The organism is Paractinoplanes ovalisporus, assembly GCF_016834655.1.
Classification (GTDB): Bacteria; Actinomycetota; Actinomycetes; order Mycobacteriales; family Micromonosporaceae; genus Actinoplanes; species Actinoplanes ovalisporus.
The window spans coordinates 241,293-261,910 of the sequence record NZ_JAENHP010000011.1; the positions used below are offsets into that span (position 1 = coordinate 241,293).

Below are 20,618 nucleotides of genomic sequence, written 5' to 3' on the forward strand. Positions count from 1 at the left end.
TGACGTCGCCGGACGCCACGAACGGAATCTGCGGCTGCTCGAGCGTGAGCGTGGCGACCACCGCGCGGAACTCGGCCAGCATCGGCTCCATGAGCGGCGAGTGGAACGCGTGCGACACGTTGAGCCGGCGGGTCCGCTCGAAGCCGGCCGCGATGGCGAGCACCTCGTCCTCGACACCGGAGAGCACGAACGATTCCGGGCCGTTGACCGCGGCGATCGAGACCCCGGCGGTCAGCTCGACGCCGCCCGGCGAGCCCTGCACGGCGACCATCGCGCCACCGGCGGGCAGCGCCTGCATCAGGCGGCCGCGCTCGGTCACCAGCAGAGCCGCGTCGGACAGCGAGAGCACGCCGGCCACGTGGGCGGCCGCGATCTCGCCGATCGAGTGCCCGGCCACGAAGCTGGGGCGCAGGCCGAGCGATTCGGCGAGGCGGAACAGGGCCACCTCGATCGCGAACAGCGCAGGCTGGGCCCAGCCGGTCCGGTCGAGCAGCGCGGCGTCCTCGCCCCAGACCACCTCGCGCAGCGGGCGTTCCAGCAGCACGTCGAGGTAGGCCGCGACCTCGTCGAAGGCGGCCGCGAAGACCGGATAGCGCTCGTTCAGCTCGCGTCCCATGCCGAGTCGCTGCGAACCCTGGCCGGTGAACAGGAACGCCAGCGGCCCGGCGCCCCGGCTCTGGCCCCGGGCGACCTCGAGACCGTCGACCAGCGCCGCCCGGTGCGGGTGGGTGGCCCGGCCGACGGCCAAGGTGTAGGCGACGTCCAGCGGGTCGCCTTCGAAGGCACCCATGGAGTCCAGGGCCTCGCGGGAGCGGGCCGAGAGGATCCACGGCACCGCGGAGGGCCGGATCGTGGGTTCCGCGGCGCCCGGCGACGGCGGCGCCTCTTCGAGGACGACGTGGGCGTTGGTGCCGCTGAGCCCGAAGGCCGAAACACCGGCCCGGCGGGCCCGCTCGACCGCGGGCCACGACTGTGCGGAGGTGAGCAGCGAAACCGCGCCCGAGCTCCAGTCCACATGCGACGACGGTGCATCGACGTGCAGGGTTCGCGGAAGCGTCCCGTGCCGCATCGCGAGGAGCATCTTGATGACCCCGGCCATGCCCGCCGCGGCCTGCGTGTGACCGATGTTCGACTTGACCGAGCCCAACAGCAGGGGCCGGTCGGCCGGGCGCGAACCGCCGAACGTGGCCAGCAGCGCCTGCGCCTCGATCGGGTCGCCGAGCGTGGTGCCCGTGCCGTGCGCCTCGATCGCGTCGACGTCGGCCGGCGTGATCCCGGCGTCGGTCAGCGCGGCCCGGATGACCCGCTGCTGCGAGAGGCTGTTGGGGGCGGTGAGGCCGTTGGAGGCGCCGTCGGAGTTGACCGCCGACCCGCGCACGACACCCCACACCTCGTGGCCGTTGCGGCGGGCCTCGGAGAGCCGTTCGAGCACGAGCACGCCCACGCCCTCGGACCAGGCCGTGCCGTCGGCGGCCTCGGCGAACGCCTTGCAGCGGCCGTCCGCGGCCAGGCCGCCCTGGCTGGTGAACTCGATGAACGAATCGGGGCTGGACATCACGGAGACGCCGCCGGCCAGCGCCAGCCCGCATTCGCCGGCCTGCAGCGCGCGGCTGGCCAGGTGGATGGCGACCAGCGACGACGAGCAGGCGGTGTCGACGGTGACGGTCGGTCCTTCGAGGCCCAGCGCGTACGAGAGGCGGCCGGACAGCACGCTCGCGGTGGTGCCGGTGGCGATGTAGCCGAGCACTTCGGCGTCGGCGTGGCGGCGCAGCATCTCGCCGTAGTCCTGGCCGTTGGTGCCGACGAAGACCCCGGTCGGGCTGCCGCGCAGGGTTCCGGCGTCGATGCCGGCCCGTTCCAGGGCCTCCCACGCGGTTTCCAGGACGAGCCGCTGCTGCGGGTCCATGGCCAGGGCCTCGCGCGGCGAGATGCCGAAGAACGCGGCGTCGAAGTCGGCAACCCCGTCGAGGAATCCGGCCTCGCGGGTGGCCGAGTGGCCCTGCGCGAGCATGTCCAGGTCCCAGTTGCGGTCGGCCGGGAACGGCGAGACAGCGTCCCGGCCCTCGTCGAGCAGCTGCCAGAACTGCTCAGGCGTCGAGACGCCACCGGGCATCCGGACGCCGATGCCGACAACGACGATCGGGTCCTCACCCCGGCCGGCAGCGGCCGCGACCGGGGCGACCGGTGCGATCTGACCCCCGCCGCCGTGCAGTTCGCCGAAGAGGTGGTCGGCGAGCTCGCCCGGTGTCGGATAGTCGAACACCAGCGAGGCGGGCAGCGTCAGGCCGGTCGCGACCTGCAGCCGGTTCCGCAGTTCGAGGGTGGTGAGCGAGTCGAAACCGAGGTCCTTGAACGCCTTGTCGGCCTCGATCTGCGTGGCGCCGTCGTGGCCGAGCACGGCCGCCGCCTGGTCGCGCAACAGGCCGAGCACGGCCGCCCGGTCGGCGAGGGCCGGGCGCTCGGGCCGGGCCACTTTCACCGGTGCCGAGACCAGGTCGGCGATCAGCGGCAGGGGCCGGGTCATGGTGAGCGCGGGCGCGTAGCGGTCCCAGTCGATGTCGGCCACGACCACGGCGGTGTCGCCGCGCTCGACGGCCTGGTGCAGCGCGGCGAGCGCCGGCTCGGTGGGCATCGGCTGCAGGCCGCCGCGGCGCATCCGGTCGGTGTGACCGCCGTCGGCGACCATCCCGCCCTCGGCCCAGGCGCCCCAGGCCACCGCGGTCGCGGGCATCCCCAGTGCGCGCCGGTGCTCGGCCAGCGCGTCCAGATAGGCGTTGGCCGCGGCGTAGTTGCCCTGACCGGGGCCGCCGATGACCCCGGCGGTGGACGAGAACAGGACGAACGCGGTGAGGTCGCCGCTCAGCTCGTGCAGGTGCCGGGCCGCGTCCGCCTTGGGGCCGAGCACGGCGGCCAGCATCTCGGGGGTGAGTTGGTCGAGCAGCCCGTCCGCGACCACCCCGGCGGCGTGGAAGACGGCGGTCACGGGGTGCTCGGCGAGCAGGGCGGCCACGGCGTCGCGGTCGGCGACGTCGCACGCGAGCACGTCGACACGGGCGCCCAGCGCGGTCAGTTCCGCCCGCAGTTCGGCCGCGCCCGGGGCGTCCGGGCCGCGGCGCGAGACGAGCACGAGGTGGGCCGCACCACGACGGGCCAGGTCACGGGCCACGTGTGCGCCCACTCCCCCGGTGCCGCCGGTGACCAGCGTGGTGCCGGTCAGGTCGAGCGGGGTGCCCTCGCCCCGGGCCGGGCTGGGCGTGAGCCGCCGGGCATAGACACCCGAGGCCCGTACGGCGACCTGGTCCTCGGCGGGGTGGGCCAGCGCGCCGGGCAGGCGCCGTTCGGCGGCCGGGTCGGCCTCGGCGGGCAGGTCGATCAGGCCGCCCCAGCGCTCGGGCAGTTCGAGGGCGGCGACCCGGCCCAGGCCCCACAGCATGGCCTGCTCGGGCCCGGCGAGCCGGTCGGAACGGCCGACCGAGACCGCGCCCCGGGTGACCACCCAGAGCTTGGCGTCCATGCCGGCGTCGCCGACGGCCTGGATCGCGGCCAGGGTGGCGGGCAGGCCGGTCAGCGTGGACAGGATGCCGGCGAAGCGGTGGCCGCCCGCGGTGACCTCGCGCAGCTGCTCGGCGATGGCGGTCCGGTCGCCGGTGACCGGCACCCGGACGGTCGGCAGGCCGAGGTCGAGGGTCGTGTCGTCGTCGGTCAGCACGATCCACGGGCCGGGCGGGGGTGTGCCGGTCGCGGTGACCGGCTTGTAGGTGACGGTGTAGCGCCAGCCGTCGAGCCGGGCCCGTTCGCGGCCGGCCCGCCGCCAGGAGGCGAGGGCGGGCACCATCTCGGCGACCGTGACGCCGTCGAGGCGCAGGGTGGCGGCGACTGTTTCCAGGTCGGCGCGGTCGATGGCGTCCCACAGCTCGGCCGGTCCCTCGTCCAGGGCGGCGGCCGGGGTTCCCACGCCCATCGGGTTCTCGGGCCAGAACCGGCGGCGCTGGAACGCGTACGTGGGAAGGTCGATCGCCCGTCCCCCGGAGCCGGCCAGCACCGCCGTCCAGTCGACGGTCACGCCGTACGCGTGGAGCCCCGCGACCGCCGTGAGCAGAGTGGCCACCTCGGGCCGTTCCGGGCGCAGCGCCGGAACGAGCACAGCCTCGGCGGTCAGCGACTCCTGGGCCATGCCGCAGAGCACACCGGCCGGACCAGCTTCGACGAAGGTGCGGACGCCCTCGCCTTCGAGCCACTTCACGGCGTCGGCGAAGCGGACGGTGGCCCGCACCTGCCCGACCCAGTAATCGGCGTTGGCGACATCGGCCGGCTCGCCGATGACGGTGGAGACGATCGGCACCGACGGCGCCTGGTAGTCGATGCTCTCGGCGACCGCGCGGAGTTCGGCCAGCATCGGCTCCATGAGGGCCGAGTGGAACGCGTGCGAGACAGCCAGCCGCTTGGACTTCTCGAAGCGGGCCGCGATCGCGAGAACCTCGTCCTCGACGCCGGAGAGCACGATCGAGCGCGGCCCGTTGACCGCCGCAATCGAGACCCCTGGCGTCAAGTCCACTTCGGATTCGGCGGCCTGCACCGCGACCATCGCGCCCCCGGCCGGCAGAGCCTGCATGAGCGCGCCGCGGGCGGCGACCAGCCGGGCAGCGTCGGCCAGCGACATGACCCCGGCGATGTGGGCCGCGGCCAGCTCGCCGATGGAGTGGCCGACCAGGTAGGCCGGACGCAGCCCCCAAGACTCGAGCAGCCGGGCCAGGGCGACCTCGACGGCGAACAGGGCGGGCTGAGTGGTGGCGGTCTGGTCGAGCGCGTCCGCGTCGTCGCCGAACACGAGGTCGTGCAGCGGCAAGTCGAGGTGCGCCGTGACCTCGTCGAAGGTGTCGGCGAAGACCGGATACCGGTCGTAGAGCTCGCGGCCCATGCCGAGGCGCTGGGCGCCCTGCCCGGTGAACAGCATCGCCAGGCGCCCCCGCCCGGCCGAGCCGGTTACCAGCCCGGCCGCGGGAACGTCGTCGCGCAGCGCGGTGAGGCCACGGACCAGCTCGTCGCGGTCGGACGCCAGCACCACGGCCCGGCGCTCGAACGCCGACCGCGTGGTCGCCTGGGCCACGGCCAGGTCGGCGATCCGGACGTCGTCGCGGGCCACGAGGTCGAGCAGCTTGCCGGCCTGGGCCCGCAGAGCGTCCTCCGTACGGGCGGAGACCGGCACGGCCACCGGGCCCGGGGTCTCGTCCTCCGGAGCAAGAGCAGGTTCCTCGTACGCCTCCAGGATCGCGTGGGCGTTGGTGCCGCTCAGCCCGAACGAGGACACCGCGCTGCGCCGCACCCGACCGGTCGAGGGCCATTCGACGGCGTCGCTGAGCAGCTGGATGGCGCCGGACGACCAGTCCACGTGGGTCGAGGGCTGGTCGATGTGCAGCGACTTCGGGACCAGCCCGCGCCGCATGGCCAGGACGAGCTTGATGACGCTGGCGACGCCGGAGGCCATCTGGGTGTGGCCGATGTTCGACTTGACCGAGCCGAGCAGCAGCGGCGCCTCGGGCGAGCGGTCCTGACCGTAGGTGGCGAACAACGCCTGGGCCTCGATCGGGTCGCCGAGCGCGGTGCCGGTGCCGTGGCCCTCGAGCACGTCGATCTCGCCCGGGGTGACCCCAGCGGCGGCCAGCGCGCGCCGGATGACGCGTTGCTGGGCCGGTCCGCTGGGCGCGGTGAGGCCGTTGGAGGCGCCGTCCTGGTTGATGGCGGTGCCCTTGACCACGGCCAGGATGTGGTGCCCGTTGCGCTTGGCGTCCGACATGCGCTCGAGCAGCACGAGGCCGACGCCCTCGGCCAGCGTCATGCCGTCGGCCGCTTCCGCGTACGCCTTGCAGCGCCCGTCCACGGCGAGCGCGCGTTGGCGGCTGAACCCGACGAACGCGCCCGGCGTGGCCATGATGCTGACGCCGCCGGCCAGCGCGAGCGAGCTCTCCCCGTCGCGCAGCGACCGGCAGGCCAGGTGCAGCGCGACCAGCGACGACGAGCAGGCCGTGTCCAGCGTGACCGCCGGGCCTTCGAGGCCGAGCAGGTAGTTCACGCGGCCGGACAGGATGCTCGACAGCGACCCGGTGACCATGTAGCCCTCGGCGCCGTCGGCCGAGTCCGGCGAGCCGGCCTGGGCGTTCGAGTAGTCCTGGTAGCTGGCGCCGATGAACGCGCCGGTGAGGCTGCCGCGCAGCGTGCGCGGGTCGATGCCGGCCCGCTCGACCGTCTCCCACGTGGTTTCGAGCAGCAGCCGCTGCTGCGGGTCCATGGCCAGGGCCTCGCGCGGCGAGATGCCGAAGAAGCCCGGGTCGAAGTCGGCCACGTCGCGCAGGAAGCCGCCCTGCACCGAATAGGTGGCGCCGGACGCGTCCGGGTCGGAGTCGAACAGCGAGTCGGCGTCCCAGCCCCGGTCGGCCGGGAACGGTGAGATGGCGTCCACGCCGCCGTCGACCAGGTCCCACAGCTCGTCCGGTGAGGTGACGCCGCCGGGGTAGCGGCAACCCATGCCGATGATGACGATCGGGTCGTCGTCGACCGCGGCCGCGACGGGCACCGGCCCGGCCACGCCGGCGTCGGAACCCTCGATCTCGGCCCGCAGGAAGGCGGTCAGCGCGAGCGGGCTCGGGTGGTCGAAGACCATCGTGGTCGGCAGGGTGAGGCCGGTGGCGGCGACGAGCCGGTTGCGCAGGTCGACCGCGGTCAGCGAGTCGAAGCCGACGTCCCGGAACGCCTGGTGCTCGGCCAGGGTCTCGCCGCTGGAGTGGCCGAGCACCTGGGCGGCGGTGGTGCGCACGAGGTCGAGCAGCACCCGCTCCCGCTCGGCCGGAGGCTGGGCCAGCAACCGGCCGGCGAAACCGTCGTCGGTGACCGTCGCGGCCGCCGCCTCGGCGAGCCGGGCCACGTCGGGCAGGTCGTCGAAGAAGGTGGAGGGCCGGGCCGCGGTGAAGACGGGGTGGTAGCGGGACCAGTCGATGTCGGCGACGACCAGCTCGGTCTCGTCGTTCTCGACGGCCTGGCGCATGGCGTCCAGTGACAGGCGGGCGTTCATGAAGACCAGGCCGCTGTTGCGGATCTGCTCGGGGTCGACGCGACCGAGGCCGAGGTCGTCGGCCCAGATGCCCCACGAGACGGCGGTGGCGTGCAGGCCACGGGCGCGGCGCTCGTGGGCCAGCGCGTTGAGATAGGCGTTGGCGGCGACGTACGAGGAGTGGTTGCCGCTGCCCCAGGCGCCCGAGATCGACGAGTACATGACGAACGTCTCGACCTCGGCGCCGAGCAGCCGGTCGAGGTTGCGGGCGCCGACGGTCTTGGCGTGCAGCACCTTGTCGAACTGCTCGGCGTTGGTGTCGGCCAGCATGGCCAGCTCGATGACGGCGGCGGTGTGCACGACCGTACGGAGGTCGGGAAGCGTGCCCAGCAGTCCGGCCAGCTCGTCGGAGTCGGTGATGTCGCACGACCGGATCTCGATGCGCGCGCCGAGGGCGGAGATCTCCTCGACGATGCGCTCGGCTCCGGGCGCGTCCATGCCGCTGCGGCTGACCAGAACGATGTGCTCGGCGCCGTGGTGGGCGGCCCAGCCGGCAATGTGCGGGCCGAGCGTTCCGGTGCCGCCGGTGATGAGCGTGGTGCCGCCGAACGTCCACTCACGGGCCGGCTGCGGCGATCCCGGGGCCCGGGTCAGGCGCCGGGCCAGGGCGCCGGACGCGCGGACGGCCAGCTGGTCCTCGCCGGTGCCACCGGTGAGCAGGGCGGCCAGGCGCTGGGCGGCCCGCTGGTCGAGCTCGGCCGGCAGGTCGATGACACCGCCCCAGCGGTTCGGCGCTTCGAGGGCGGCCGACCAGGCGAGACCGGCCACCTCGGCCTGCTCGGGGTGGGTGAGCCGGTCGGCCCGGCTGGTCGCGGCGGCGCCCCGGGTGATGGTCCAGACCGGTGCGGTGACCTCCTGATCGCTGACCGCCTGAGCCAGCGCGAGGCTGAGACCGAGCCCGAGCGAGGTGGCCGGGAGGCCGTCGACGGGCCGGTTGTCGGCCGCGAGCACACTCACGATGCCCGCGAGCCCCTCCGGCACCGCGATCGCGGCGCGGTCGAGGTGGGATCCGTCGAGCACATGACGTTCCACCGCGGCGCCGTGCCCGGTCAGCGCGGCGGCCACGTCGGCGTCGTCGATCTCGTCAGTGGTGACCAGCAGCCAGGTTCCGGTGAGGGCGGCCATCGGCAGGGTGCCGATCGGCTTCCAGCCCGGCCGGTAGCGCCACGAGTCGGTGGTGTTGCGGTCCTTCTTCTGCTTGCGCCACTGCGCCAGCGCGGGCAGCACGGCGGCCAGCTGTCCGCCGTCGACGTCGAGGCGGGCGCTGAGCCCGTCCACGTCGGCGTCCTCGACCGCGGCCCAGAACTCGGCGTCGTCGCCGCCCTCCCCGGGGGCGGCCGGGACGGCCGGCATGGCCCAGAAGTGCTCGTGCTGGAAGGCGTACGTGGGCAGGTCGACCCGCCGGCCGCCGGCGTGCAGCGGGCCGAAGTCGACCGGGATGCCCCGCACGAACAGCTCACCGGCCGAGACCAGGAACTGTTGCAGGGTGCCCAGATCGCGGCGGACGCTGCCGACCACGACCGCGCGCACCCCGGCGGCGGCGATGGTGTCCTCGAGGCCGACGGCCAGCACCGGATGCGAGGAGACCTCCACGAACGCGCGGTGGCCCTCGTCGAGCAGGGTGGTGACGGCGTCGCGCAGCAGCACGGTCCGGCGCAGGTTGTTGTACCAGTAGTCGGGTCCGGTGATCGGCTCGGTGACCCAGTCGCCGGTCACGGTGGAACGGAAGGGGATTTCCGGTACGCGCGGAGCGATGCCCTCCAACTCCGGCAGCAGCTCCTCGTGCAGCTCCTCGACCAGCGCGGAGTGCGAGGCGTAGTCCACGGCGATGCGGCGTACGCGCACACCCTCGGCGGTCAGCCGCTCGCAGAGGTCGTCGAGCGCGGCCGTCTCACCCGAGACCGCCACCGCCCCCGGCCCGTTGTCGGCGGCCAGCGAGACCTGGCCGTCGTATTGAGCGATCCGCTCCAGGATCTCGGCCGCGGGCAGCGCGATCGAGGCGATGCCGCCGCGGCCGGACATGACCCGGCCGATCACCTGACTGCGCCGGGCGACGACGTGGGCCGCGTCGGCCAGCGACAGGGCGCCGCTGACGGCGGCGGCCGCGATCTCGCCCTGGGAATGGCCGACCACGGCGTCCGGGACAACGCCGAGGCTGCGCCACAGCTCGGCCAGCGAGACCATCACGGCCCAGGAGGCAGGCTGCACCACGTCGACCCGGTCGAGGCCGGGAGCGCCGGGTTCCTGACGCAGCACGTCGACCAGCGACCAGTCGGTGTGCGGGGCCAGCGCGGCCGCACATTCGGCGATGCGGGCGGCGAAGACCGGCGACTCGTCCATCAGCCGCGCGCCCATGCCGGCCCAGGCGGTGCCCTGGCCGGGGAAGACGAACGTGACACGGCCGGTCAGGTCGGCGACGCCGGTGGCCGTCTCGCCGTCGACCAGCACCGCGCGGTGGTCGAAGAGCGTGCGCGTGGTGGCCAGGGAGTAGGCCACGTCGACCGGGTGGGCTTCCACCGCCCGCACCCGCTCAGCCTGGGCGGTCAGGGCGGCGGCGGTGCGGGCCGAGATGACCCAAGGGGCCAGGCGGGTCTCCGGCGCTTCTCGCACAACCGATGCGGGAGCCTCTTCGATCAGCGTGTGCGCGTTGGTGCCGCTGATGCCGAACGCCGAGACACCGCAGCGGCGGGGCCGGTCACCGGTGACCCAGTCGCGCTGGTCGGCGAGCAGCGCGACCGTCCCCGGGCTCCAGTCCACGTGCGTGGAGGGCGTCTCGACGTGCAGCGTGCGCGGCAGCACGTTCGCGCGCAACGCCATCACCATCTTGATGACGCTGGCCACGCCGGCCGCCGACTGGGTGTGGCCGATGTTCGACTTCACCGAGCCGAGCCACAGCGGGCGGTCCGGGTCGCGTTCCCGCCCGTACGTGGCCAGCAGCGCCTGGGCTTCGATCGGGTCACCGAGCGCGGTGCCGGTGCCGTGCGCGTCGACCGCGTCGATCTCGCCCGGGGCAAGGCCGGCGTTGGCCAGCGCCTGCATGATGACCCGCTGCTGGGACGGCCCGTTGGGGGCGGTGAGCCCGTTGGAGGCGCCGTCCTGGTTGACCGCGCTGCCCCGGATGACCGCCAGCACCTCGTGCCCGTTGCGCTGGGCGTCGGAAAGCTTCTCCAGCATCAGCATGCCGATGCCCTCGGAGACGGTCATGCCGTCGGCCGAGTCGCTGAACGCCTTGCAGCGGCCGTCCTGGGCCAGGGCCCGCTGCCGGCTGAACGCGATGAGCGGCTTCGGGTTGGGCATGATGGTGGCGCCGCCGGCCAGGGCGAGCGTGCTCTCCCCCGAGCGCAGCGACTGGCAGGCGATGTGCAGCGACACGAGCGAGGACGAGCAGGCGGTGTCGACGGTCAGCGCCGGGCCCTCCAGGCCGAGCACATAGGACAGACGACCGGAGAGAACGCTCGGGATGGTGCCGGTGACCTGATAGCCCTCGCCGCCGTCGGAGTCACCGCCGTATTCGGCGTAGCTGGAGCCGACGAACACGCCAGTGCGGCTGCCGCGCAGCGTCTGGGGGTCGATGCCGGCCCGCTCGGTGGCCTCCCACGAGGTTTCCAGCAGCAGCCGCTGCTGCGGGTCCATGCCCAGCGCCTCGCGCGGCGAGATGCCGAAGAAGGCCGGGTCGAAATCGCCTGCGCCGGTGAGGAAGCCGCCGGCCAGCGAGTAGGTGGCGCCGGAGCGGTCGGGGTCGGCGTCGTAGAGGGCGGCCACGTCCCAGCCCCGGTCGGCCGGGAACTCGGTGATGGCGTCGACGCCACCGCGGATCAGCTCGAAGAACTCCTCGGGGCTGCTCGCCCCGCCCGGGAAGCGGCAGCTCATGCCGATGATGGCGATGGGCTCGCCGGCCGCGCCGTCCTCGCGCACGGCGGTGACGGCCGCGGCGCCCGCCCCCAGCAGCTCGGCCTCCAGGTGCTCGGCCAGCACCCTCGGGGTCGGGTAGTCGAAGACCAGGGTGGCGCTCAGCTCGACACCGGTGGCACCGCTGAGCGCCTTGCGCAGCTCGACCGCGGTCAGCGAGTCGAATCCGAGGTCGCGGAAGGCCAGCTGCTCGCCCACCTCGTCGGCGCTGCTGTGCCCGAGCACGGCGGCGGCCTGCGTACGCACGAGGTCGAGCAGGGCCCGCTTGCGCTCGGCCCCGCCCAGTTCGCGCAGCCCCCGGGCGAACTCGGCGCCCTGCTTGGTGGTCTCCCGCGCGCTGCGGGCCAGGGCACGCACCTCGGGCAGGTCGGTGAAGAGCGGGCTCGGCCGCACGGAGGTGAACAGCGGGTGGTAGCGGTCCCAGTCGACGTCGGCCACGGTGACGTTCGTGTCGCCCTGCACGAGCGCGCGGTTCAGCTCGTCGATCGCCGCCGCCGGGTCGAGCATCCGCAGTCCACGGCGCGCGAAGCCGGCCGCGACGGTCTCGTCGGTGGCCATGCCGATCTCGGCCCACGGCCCCCACGACACGGTGGTCGCGGCCAGCCCACGGGCGCGGCGCTGCTCGGCCAGGCCGTCGAGAAAGGCGTTTCCGGCCGCGTACGCGGTCTGGCCGCCGCCGCCCCACACCCCGGCGATCGAGCCGACCAGCACGAACAGGTCGAGCTCGCGGTCGCCCAGCAGCTCGTCGAGGTGGGCCGCGCCGTGCGCCTTGGCCGCCAGCAGCGCGGCGAACTGCTCGTCGGTGGTCTCGTCGAGCCCGGTGTTCTGGCCCGCGCCGGCCGCGTGCACGACACCGGTGAGGTCGTCGCCGATCCGGTCCAGCACAGCGGCCAGGGACTCGCGGTCGACCACGTCGCAGGCCACGATCTCGGCCCGCTCCCCCAGTTCCGCAGCCAGCTCGGCGGCGCCGGGCGCATCCGGGCCGCGGCGGCTGGTGAGCACGACCCGCTCGGCGCCCCGGTCGAGCAGCCAGCGCGCGGTGGCGGCACCGATGCCGCCCGTGCCACCGGTGACCAGGACGGTGCCGCGGGCGGTGAACACCGCGGCCGGAGCGTCGATCGGCCGGCGCAGCACGCGACGGCCGAGCAGCCCGGTGTCGCGGACCGCCACCTGGTCCTCGCCGGTGCCGCCGGCGAGCACGCCGACCAGCTTGCCGACCGCGGACGTGGCGTCGCCGTCGATCGGCAGGTCGACCAGGCCGGCCCACTGCTGCGGCCGTTCCAGGGCCACGACCCGGCCCAGACCCCAGACCGCGGCCTGGGCGGGGCTGTGCACCTCGCCGGCCGCGCCGCGCGTGACGGTCCACAGCGGGGCCTCCACCACACGGGCCAGCGCGACCGTGAGGGCGAGGCCGACGGACAGCATCGGGTGCGGACGCTCGTCCAGGGCGACGAGCGAGACGATGGCGCTCGCCCCGGAGGGCAGGCGTTCAGCCAGCACGGCCGGGTCGGTGCAGGTCTCGTCCAGCACCAGGTGCTCGACGGTCGCGCCGTGCGTGGTCAGGGTGTCGCGCAGCCGCTCGGCCAGGCCGCCGTGGGTCTGGTCGGTCGAGAGCAGCAGCCACGTGCCGCCGAAGACCGGGCTGTCGGCCACGCGCAGCGGCGCCCACGCCGTCCGGTAGCGCCAGGAGTCGGCCTGGCGGCGGCGCTGGTTGCCCTCGCGCCACGAGGTGAGGGCGGGCCGCAGAGCCGCTTCCAGCTCGTCGTCCAGGTTCAGGGCCTCGGCCAGGCCGCCGCTCTCGACCAGGCTCCAGAACTCGTCCTCGGCCGGGCCGCTGCGGGCCCCGACCGGCGCGATCGTGCCCACCGGCCAGAAGAAGGAGTGCTGGAAGGCGTACGTGGGAAGGCCGGTGACGCGGGCGCCGGTGCCGGCGAACCAGGCCGTCCAGTCGACGGTCGCGCCGCGCGCCCAGAGGCGGGACAGGCCGGAGGTGAGGGCCTGCCGCTCGGTGCGCTTGGCCCGCTGCAGCGGTACGGCGACGGCGTCGTCGCCGAGCACGTCCTGCACCATGGCCGAGAGCACGCCGTCGGGGCCGATCTCGACGTAGGTGCCGGTGCCGGCCTCGTGCAGCGCGGTGACCGTGTCGGCGAACCGCACGGTGCCGCGCACGTGCGAGACCCAGTAGGCGGGGTCGGTCACGTCGCCCGCGGTCACGAACGGGATTTTCGGCTCGTGGAAGGTCAGGCCCTCGACCACCGTGCGGAACTCGTCGAGCATCGGCTCCATCAGCACCGAGTGGAACGCGTGGGACACGGTGAGCCGCTTGGTCTTCTCGAAGCCGCTGGCCAGTTCGAGGACCTCGTCCTCGAGGCCGGAGAGCACGATCGAGCGCGGCCCGTTGACCGCCGCAATCGAGACTCCTGGCGTCAAGTCCACTTCGGATTCGGCGGCCTGCACCGCGACCATCGCGCCCCCGGCCGGCAGGGCCTGCATGAGCGCGCCGCGAGCGGCGACGAGCCGAGCGGCGTCGGCCAGTGAGAGGACACCGGCGACATGCGCGGCCGCGATCTCGCCGATCGAGTGCCCCGCCACGGAAGCGGGCCGCAGCCCGAACGACTCGGCGAGGCGGTAGAGCGCGACCTCGAAAGCGAAAATGGCGGGCTGGGTGTTGGCGGTGCGGTTCAGCGCGTCGGCGTCGTCGCCGAACATCAGGTCCCGCAACGGCATGTCGAGGTGCGCGGCAACCTCGTCGAGGGCGCCGGCGAAGACGGGAAACCGCTCGTAGAGCTCGCGTCCCATGCCCGGGCGCTGGCTGCCCTGGCCGGTGAACAGCGCCGCGATCCGGCCGGTGCCGCCGGCCTCGTCCTCGATGACCGCCGGGTGCGTGCCACCGGTGGCCAGCGCGGTGAGCGCGGCCAGCACGGTCTCGCGGTCCTCGGCGACGACGGCGGCCCGGCGCTCGAACGCCGAGCGGGTGGTGGCCAGGGAGAAGGCGACGTCGGACAGCTCGGCGTTCTCGGCCACGGCCCGCAGCCGCCGGGCCTGGTCGCGCAGGGCGGCCGGCGTGCGGCCGGAGACCAGCAGCGGCCCGGTTTCGGTGCGCTCGGCCTCCTTCGGGGCCGGGAGGGCCGGTTGTTCGAGGATGACGTGCGCGTTGGTGCCGCTGATGCCGAACGACGAGACGGCGGCCCGCCGCGGGCCCTCGGTGGCGGGCCAGGGCCGGGCCGAGGTGAGCAGCTCGATGTCTCCGGCGGTCCAGTCCACGTGCGACGAGGGCTGGTCGATGTGCAGCGACCGGGGGACGGTGCCGTGCCGCATGGCCTGCACCATCTTGATGACACCGGCGACACCGGCCGCGGCCTGGGTGTGACCGAGGTTCGACTTGACCGAGCCGAGCAGCAGAGGCTGCTCGCGGTCCTGACCGTAGGTGGCGAGCAGGGCCTGTGCCTCGATCGGGTCGCCGAGCGAGGTGCCGGTGCCGTGCGCCTCCACGACCTCGACGTCGGCCGTGGTGAGCCCGCTCGCGGCCAGGGCACGCCGGATGACCCGCTGCTGGGCCGGGCCGTTGGGGGCCATCAGCCCGTTGGAGGCGCCGTCCTGGTTGACGGCGCTGCCCCGCACGACGGCGAGCACCTGGTGGCCGTTGCGCACCGCGTCCGACATGCGCTCCAGCACGACCACGCCGACGCCCTCGGACCAGCTGACACCGTCGGCCGCGTCCGCGAACGCTTTCGAGCGTCCGTCCGGTGCGAGGCCGCGCTGCCGGGAGAACTCGATGAGTGCCAGCGGGGTCGACATGACGGTGACGCCGCCGGCGAGGGCGAGCGAGCATTCCCCGGCCCGCAGCGCCTGCATGGCCCAGTGCATCGCGACCAGCGACGACGAGCACGCGGTGTCGATGGTGACGGCCGGGCCTTCCAGGCCGAGCGTGTACGAGACCCGGCCGCTGACGATGCTGGGCGAGGTGCCGCTGCCCTGCATGCCCTCGGACTCGGTCTGCAGGCCGGACCCGTAGTCGTTGTACATGACACCGGCGAACACCCCGGTCTGGCTGCCCCGCAGCGACACCGGGTCGATGCCGGCGTGCTCGATCGCCTCCCACGTGGTCTCGAGCAGCAGCCGCTGCTGCGAGTCGGTGGCGGTGGCCTCGCGCGGGGACATGCCGAAGAACGCCGGGTCGAACTCGCCCGCGTCGTGCAGATAGCCGCCCGAGCGCACGTACGAGGTCCCCGGGTGGTCCGGATCGGGGTGGTAGAGCCGTTCCAGGTCCCAGCCGCGGTTGACCGGCAGGCCCGAAATGGCGTCGCGGCCCTCGTCGACCAGGCGCCACAGGTCGTCGGGCGAGCCCACGCCGCCCGGGTAGCGGCAACCCATGCCGACGATGACGATCGGGTCGTCGTCGCGGGCCGCGGTGACCGTCTCCACGGCGGCCGCACCGGCGTCGAACAGCTCGCCGAGAACGAACCCGGTCAGCGCCCGCAGCGTCGGGTGGTCGAAGACCAGGGTGGCCGGCAGCCGGAGCCCGGTCACGGTGCCGAGGTTGTTGCGCAGGTCGACGGCGGTGAGCGAGTCGAAGCCGAGATCCTTGAACTGCCGGTCGGGGTCGATGCCGGCGCCGTCGTCGTGGCCGAGCACCGCCGCGACCTGGCCGCGCAGCAGCTCCAGCACGGCGTCGAAGCGGCCGTGCTCGTCCAGCCCGGCCAGGCGGCGGGTGAGACCGGTGGCGCGCTCCGAGGCAGCCGCGGTCCGGCGATTCCGCGTACGCACGAGTCCGCGCATCAGCGGCGGCACCTCGGGCAGCCCGCGCATCACCGCCAGGTCCAGCGGAAGCGGCAGAATCAGGTTGTTCGCCGAGCGCCCGGGCTCTGCGGCAGCCGGGCGCCCGGGGTCGGTGGAGGCGGTCAGCGCCGCGTCGAAGAGCGCCAGCCCCTGGGCCTCGGTGAGGGGCGGCATGCCGGCGCGGCGCAGGCGTTCGGCCAGCTCGTCGCCGGCCATGCCCTCGGTCTCCCACGCGCCCCAGGCCATCGACACCGCCGGCAGGCCACGGTCGGCGCGATACTGAGCGAGCGCGTCCAGATAGGCGTTTCCGGCCGCATAGGCGCCCTGTCCAGGATTGCCGAACACGCCGGCCGCGGACGAGAAGAGAGCAAAAACGCGCACCTCGCGCGCAAGCTCGTGCAGATTCCAGGCCGCGGTCGTCTTGGGCGCGAGCACCGCGTCCAGACGCTCGGCGGTGAGCGAGGCGAGCACTCCGTCGTCCAGAACGCCGGCCGCATGCACCACCGCCGTCACGCGGTGGGCCGCGAAGACGTCGGCCAGCGCGTCCCGGTCGGCGGCGTCGCACGCAACCACATGCGCCACGACACCGGTGTCGGCAAGATCAGCGAGCAGTTCCGGCCGCGCTGACCCGCGCCGGCTGAGCAGAACCATTTCCCGTACGCCGTGGGCCGCGAGATGCCGGGCGAGAAGCGCTCCGAGTCCGCCCGTGCCACCGGTGATGAGCACGACGTCGTCCTCGGACCACGTCACCGGGCCGGCGTCGGCGTTGTCAACGGGTCGCACCCGGGCCAGGCGCGGCGCCTGGACCTCGCCGTCACGCACGCGGACGCGCGGTTCGCCGCCGGCCAGCGCCGCCAGCGCGGCCGGCACGAGCGCCGCGGTGTCGGTCTCGATCAGGCCGAACCGGCCCGGGTTCTCGGCCTGAGCCGAGCGGACCAGGCCACCTACAGCAGCGCCGGCCAGCCCGCCGTCGGTCACGAACACGAGGCAGGACCCGGCGAACCGCTCGTCGGCGATCCACCCCTGAGCGACCGCCAGCACGCCGGCCACCACCTCGCGGGTCTCGCCGTCCGCGACCGGATACAGCACGTACGGCGGCACGTCCTCCCCGGCCGCGGCCTCCGCACCCGAAGTGCGCAGGTCGGCGTGGAACATGTGAGCCGGCGACTCGGTGGACGGCACGACGGTCGTCCAGTCGAGGGTGAACAGCGAATCGCGCACATCGTCCGCGGCCGAACGCTCGGCGGGCACCCGCAACGTCAGCGACTCGATCGACGCGACGGGCTCCCCCGCCGGGTCGACCACGCTGATCGCCATCGCGCCGGCACCGGCGGGAGAAGCCTTGACCCGTACGGTGGTCGCGCCGGTCGCGTGCAGCGACACGCCCTCCCACGAGAACGGCAGGCCGCCCCCGAAGTCCATCAGCGCCGAGGTGTGCAGCACGGCGTCGAGCAGCGCCGGGTGGATGCCGTAGCCGTCCACGTCGGTGCCGGCTGGCAGGGCCACCTCGGCGTACACGTCGGCGCCGGACCGCCAGGCCGCGGCCAGCCCCCGGAACGCCGGGCCGTAGGCGAAACCCGACTCGGCCAGGGTGTCGTAGAAGCCGCTGAGGTCGATCGGGTCGGCGCCGGCCGGGGGCCACGGCACACTCGCGAACGCGGTGCGGCCACTCGCGACCGACCCGGTGGCGTTGGTCAGCCACGGGTGGTCGTCGTCGTTGTCGGGCCGGGAATACACGGTCACCGAGCGGCGGCCAACGGCGTCCGGCCGCCCGATCCACAACTGCACCTGCACACCGCCCCGCGCGGGCAGCACGATCGGGGCCGACAGCGTCAGCTCCTCGACCCGGTCGCAACCCGCCTCCTCGGCCGCGCGCATCGCCAGTTCGAGCACGGCCGTGCCGGGCAGCGGAACCGTGCCGTGGATGGTGTGGTCGGCCAGCCACGGGTGCGTTTCGAGCGAGAGCCGCCCGGTCAGCAGCACGCCGTCGGAGTCGGCGAGGGAGATGACGGCGGCCAGCAGCGGGTGGTCGCCGTGGTGCTCGGCGCCGAACGACTGCGGCGAGCGCGGCCAGAACCGGCGGTGCTGGAACGGGTACGTCGGCAGGTCGATCCGCCGCGCGTCCGAACCTTCGAACCACCCCGCCCAGCGCACCGGAACACCGGTGACATGCAACCGGGCCAAGCCGGTGGCGCTGGTGGCAACCTCGTCGTGGCCCGCGCGCAGCAGGGCGACCGCGGTGGCGTCGGGCGCGGTCTCGGCGACCATCGGGGTGAGCGCGGCGTCCGGGCCGAGCTCGGTGAAGGTGCCGGCGCCGTGCTCGGCCAGCCATCCGACCGCCCCGGCGAAGTTCACCGCCTCGCGCACCTGGGAGACCCAGTAGTCGGCCGACGTGAGCTGTTCGACTCCGGCCTGCTCACCGGTGACCGTCGAGACGATCGGCATCAGCGGCGGCTGCGGATCGAGGGCGGCCACGACCGCGCGGAACTCGTCGAGCATCGGTTCCATGAGCGCCGAGTGGAACGCGTGCGACACCGGGAGCCGCTTGGTCTTCTCGAAGCCGGCGCCCAGCGTCAGCACCGCCTCCTCGTCACCCGAGAGCACGACCGAGCGCGGCCCGTTGATCGCCGCGATCGAGACTCCGGGCGTCAGCACGACCTCGGATGCGGCGGCCTGCACGGCAACCATCGCGCCGCCCGCCGGAAGCGCCTGCATGAGACGCCCGCGCGCGGTGACCAGCTTCGCCGCGTCGGCCAGGCTGAAGACACCGGCGACATGGGCGGCCGCGATCTCGCCGATCGAGTGCCCGGCCAGGAAGTCCGGCTTGAGCCCCCACGATTCGGCCAGCCGGAACAGCGCAACTTCAACGGCGAAAAGGGCCGGTTGCGCGTACGCCGTTCCCCGCAGCGCCACATCGTCGTCGCCCCACATGACGTCGAGCAGCGGCCGGTCGAGATGCGTGTCCAGCTCGGCCACCACGGCGTCGAGCGCGTCAGCGAAAACAGGAAAACGCGCGGCCAGTTCGCGTCCCATACCGAGGCGCTGCGCACCCTGCCCGGTGAAGAGGAAGGCGTGCTTGCCCCGCGCCCCTACGGCACCACGCACGAGCCCGGCCGCCGGCACGTCCTCGGCCAGCGCCGTCAGCCCCGCCCGCAGCTCGTCCAGGTCGCGCGCGACAACCGCAGCGCGGTGCTCGAACGACGACCGGGTCGTGGCCAGCGAGAACGCGAGATCCGCGAGCGACCCCGGCTGCGCCGCGACAGCGTGCGCCTGGGCAGCGAGAGCTTCCCGTGTGCGGCCCGAGAGCAGCACGGGCACCGCGACTCCGCCCGACGCAGAATCGGCGCTCGAGGAGGAGGAGGCAGCGGCCCGCGTGAGAGAGCCCGACGCGGCAGAGGAGGGAGCGGCGGGAGAGCCCGACTCGTCGGGAGCGGAAATGCTGTCGAGGGCGGGCGCCTGCTCGATGACCGCGTGCGCGTTGGTCCCGCTGATACCGAACGACGACACGGCCGCCCGGCGCGGCGCCCCGGTCGACGGCCACGGCTGGTTCTCGCGCACCAGCGACACGGCCCCCGAGGCCCAGTCCACCCGGGTCGACGGCTGCGAAACGTGCAAAGTCCTGGGCACAACCCCGGCCCGGATCGCCATCACCATCTTGATGACACCGGCGACCCCGGCCGCCGACTGGGTGTGGCCGATGTTCGACTTGATCGAGCCGAGCAGCAGGGGCCGATCGGCCGGCCGCGAGACCCCGTACGTCGAAAGCAACGCCTGCGCCTCGATCGGGTCGCCCAGCGTCGTCCCCGTCCCGTGCGCGTCGACCACGTCGATCTGGTCGCTGGACAGGCGGGAGTTGATGAGCGCCTGCTGGATCACGCGCTTCTGCGACGGCCCGTTGGGCGCGGTGAGGCCGTTGGAGGCGCCGTCCGAGTTGATGGCGCTGCCCCGCACCACGGCCAGCACGGTGTGCCCGTTGCGGCGCGCGTCGGAGAGCCGTTCCAGCACCAGCATGCCGACGCCCTCGGACCAGCCCGTGCCGTTGGCGTCGTCGGCGAACGCGCGGCAGAACCCGTCCGCGGCGAGACCACCCTGGCGGCCCATCTCCGAGAACGTGACCGGGCTCGACATGACGGTCACGCCGCCGGCCAGCGCGAGGCGGCTCTCCCCCGTACGCAGGGAATGCGCGGCCAGGTGCAGGGTGACCAGCGACGACGAGCAGGCGGTGTCGACCGTGACGGCCGGCCCGACCGTGCCCAGCACATAGGCGAGACGGCCGGAGAGCACGCTGTTGGCGTTGCCGGTCAGCGAGAAGCCCTCGGCCTCCTCGGGATCGACCCGGTACTGCTGCGACATCGCGCCCGCGAAGACACCGGTGTCACTGCCCTTGACCGAATGCGGGTCGATGCCGGCGCGTTCCAGGGCCTCCCATGTGACCTCGAGCAGCAGCCGCTGCTGCGGGTCCATGGCGGTGGCTTCACGCGGCGAGATGCCGAAGAAGTCGGCGTCGAAGTCCGGTGCCTCGTAGAGGAATCCGCCCGCCGTGCCCTCGGGGTCGGCGCCCAGCGCGGCGAGGTCCCAGCCCCGGTCGGACGGGAACGGCCCGATGCCGTGGCGGCCCTCGACCACCAGATCCCACAGATCCTCGGGGCTGCGCACGCCGCCCGGGAAGCGGCAGGCCATGCCGACCACGGCGATCGGCTCGGCCGCGGCCTCCTCGACCTCCTGCAGCCGCTGCCGCGACCGTCGCAGGTCGGCGGTCGCCCGCTTGAGATAGTCGCGAAGTTTGTCTTCGGTATCCATCTTCGTCAACCTGCCCTTTGAAGAA

1 protein-coding gene (only partly in view) is annotated in these 20,618 nt (G+C 73.8%); it reads right to left on the reverse strand.

Going from position 1 to position 20,618, the window contains the following annotated elements; all coding sequences use genetic code 11:
• Nucleotides 1-20,593 carry the 5' portion of a type I polyketide synthase gene (locus JIG36_RS29645; protein ID WP_203379662.1) on the reverse strand. The gene continues 6,080 nt to the left of window position 1, outside the view, so only the first 20,593 of its 26,673 coding nucleotides appear in the window; the start codon lies at nt 20,591-20,593; its stop codon lies off the left edge, out of view.
• Nucleotides 20,594-20,618: the final 25 nt, after the last annotated feature.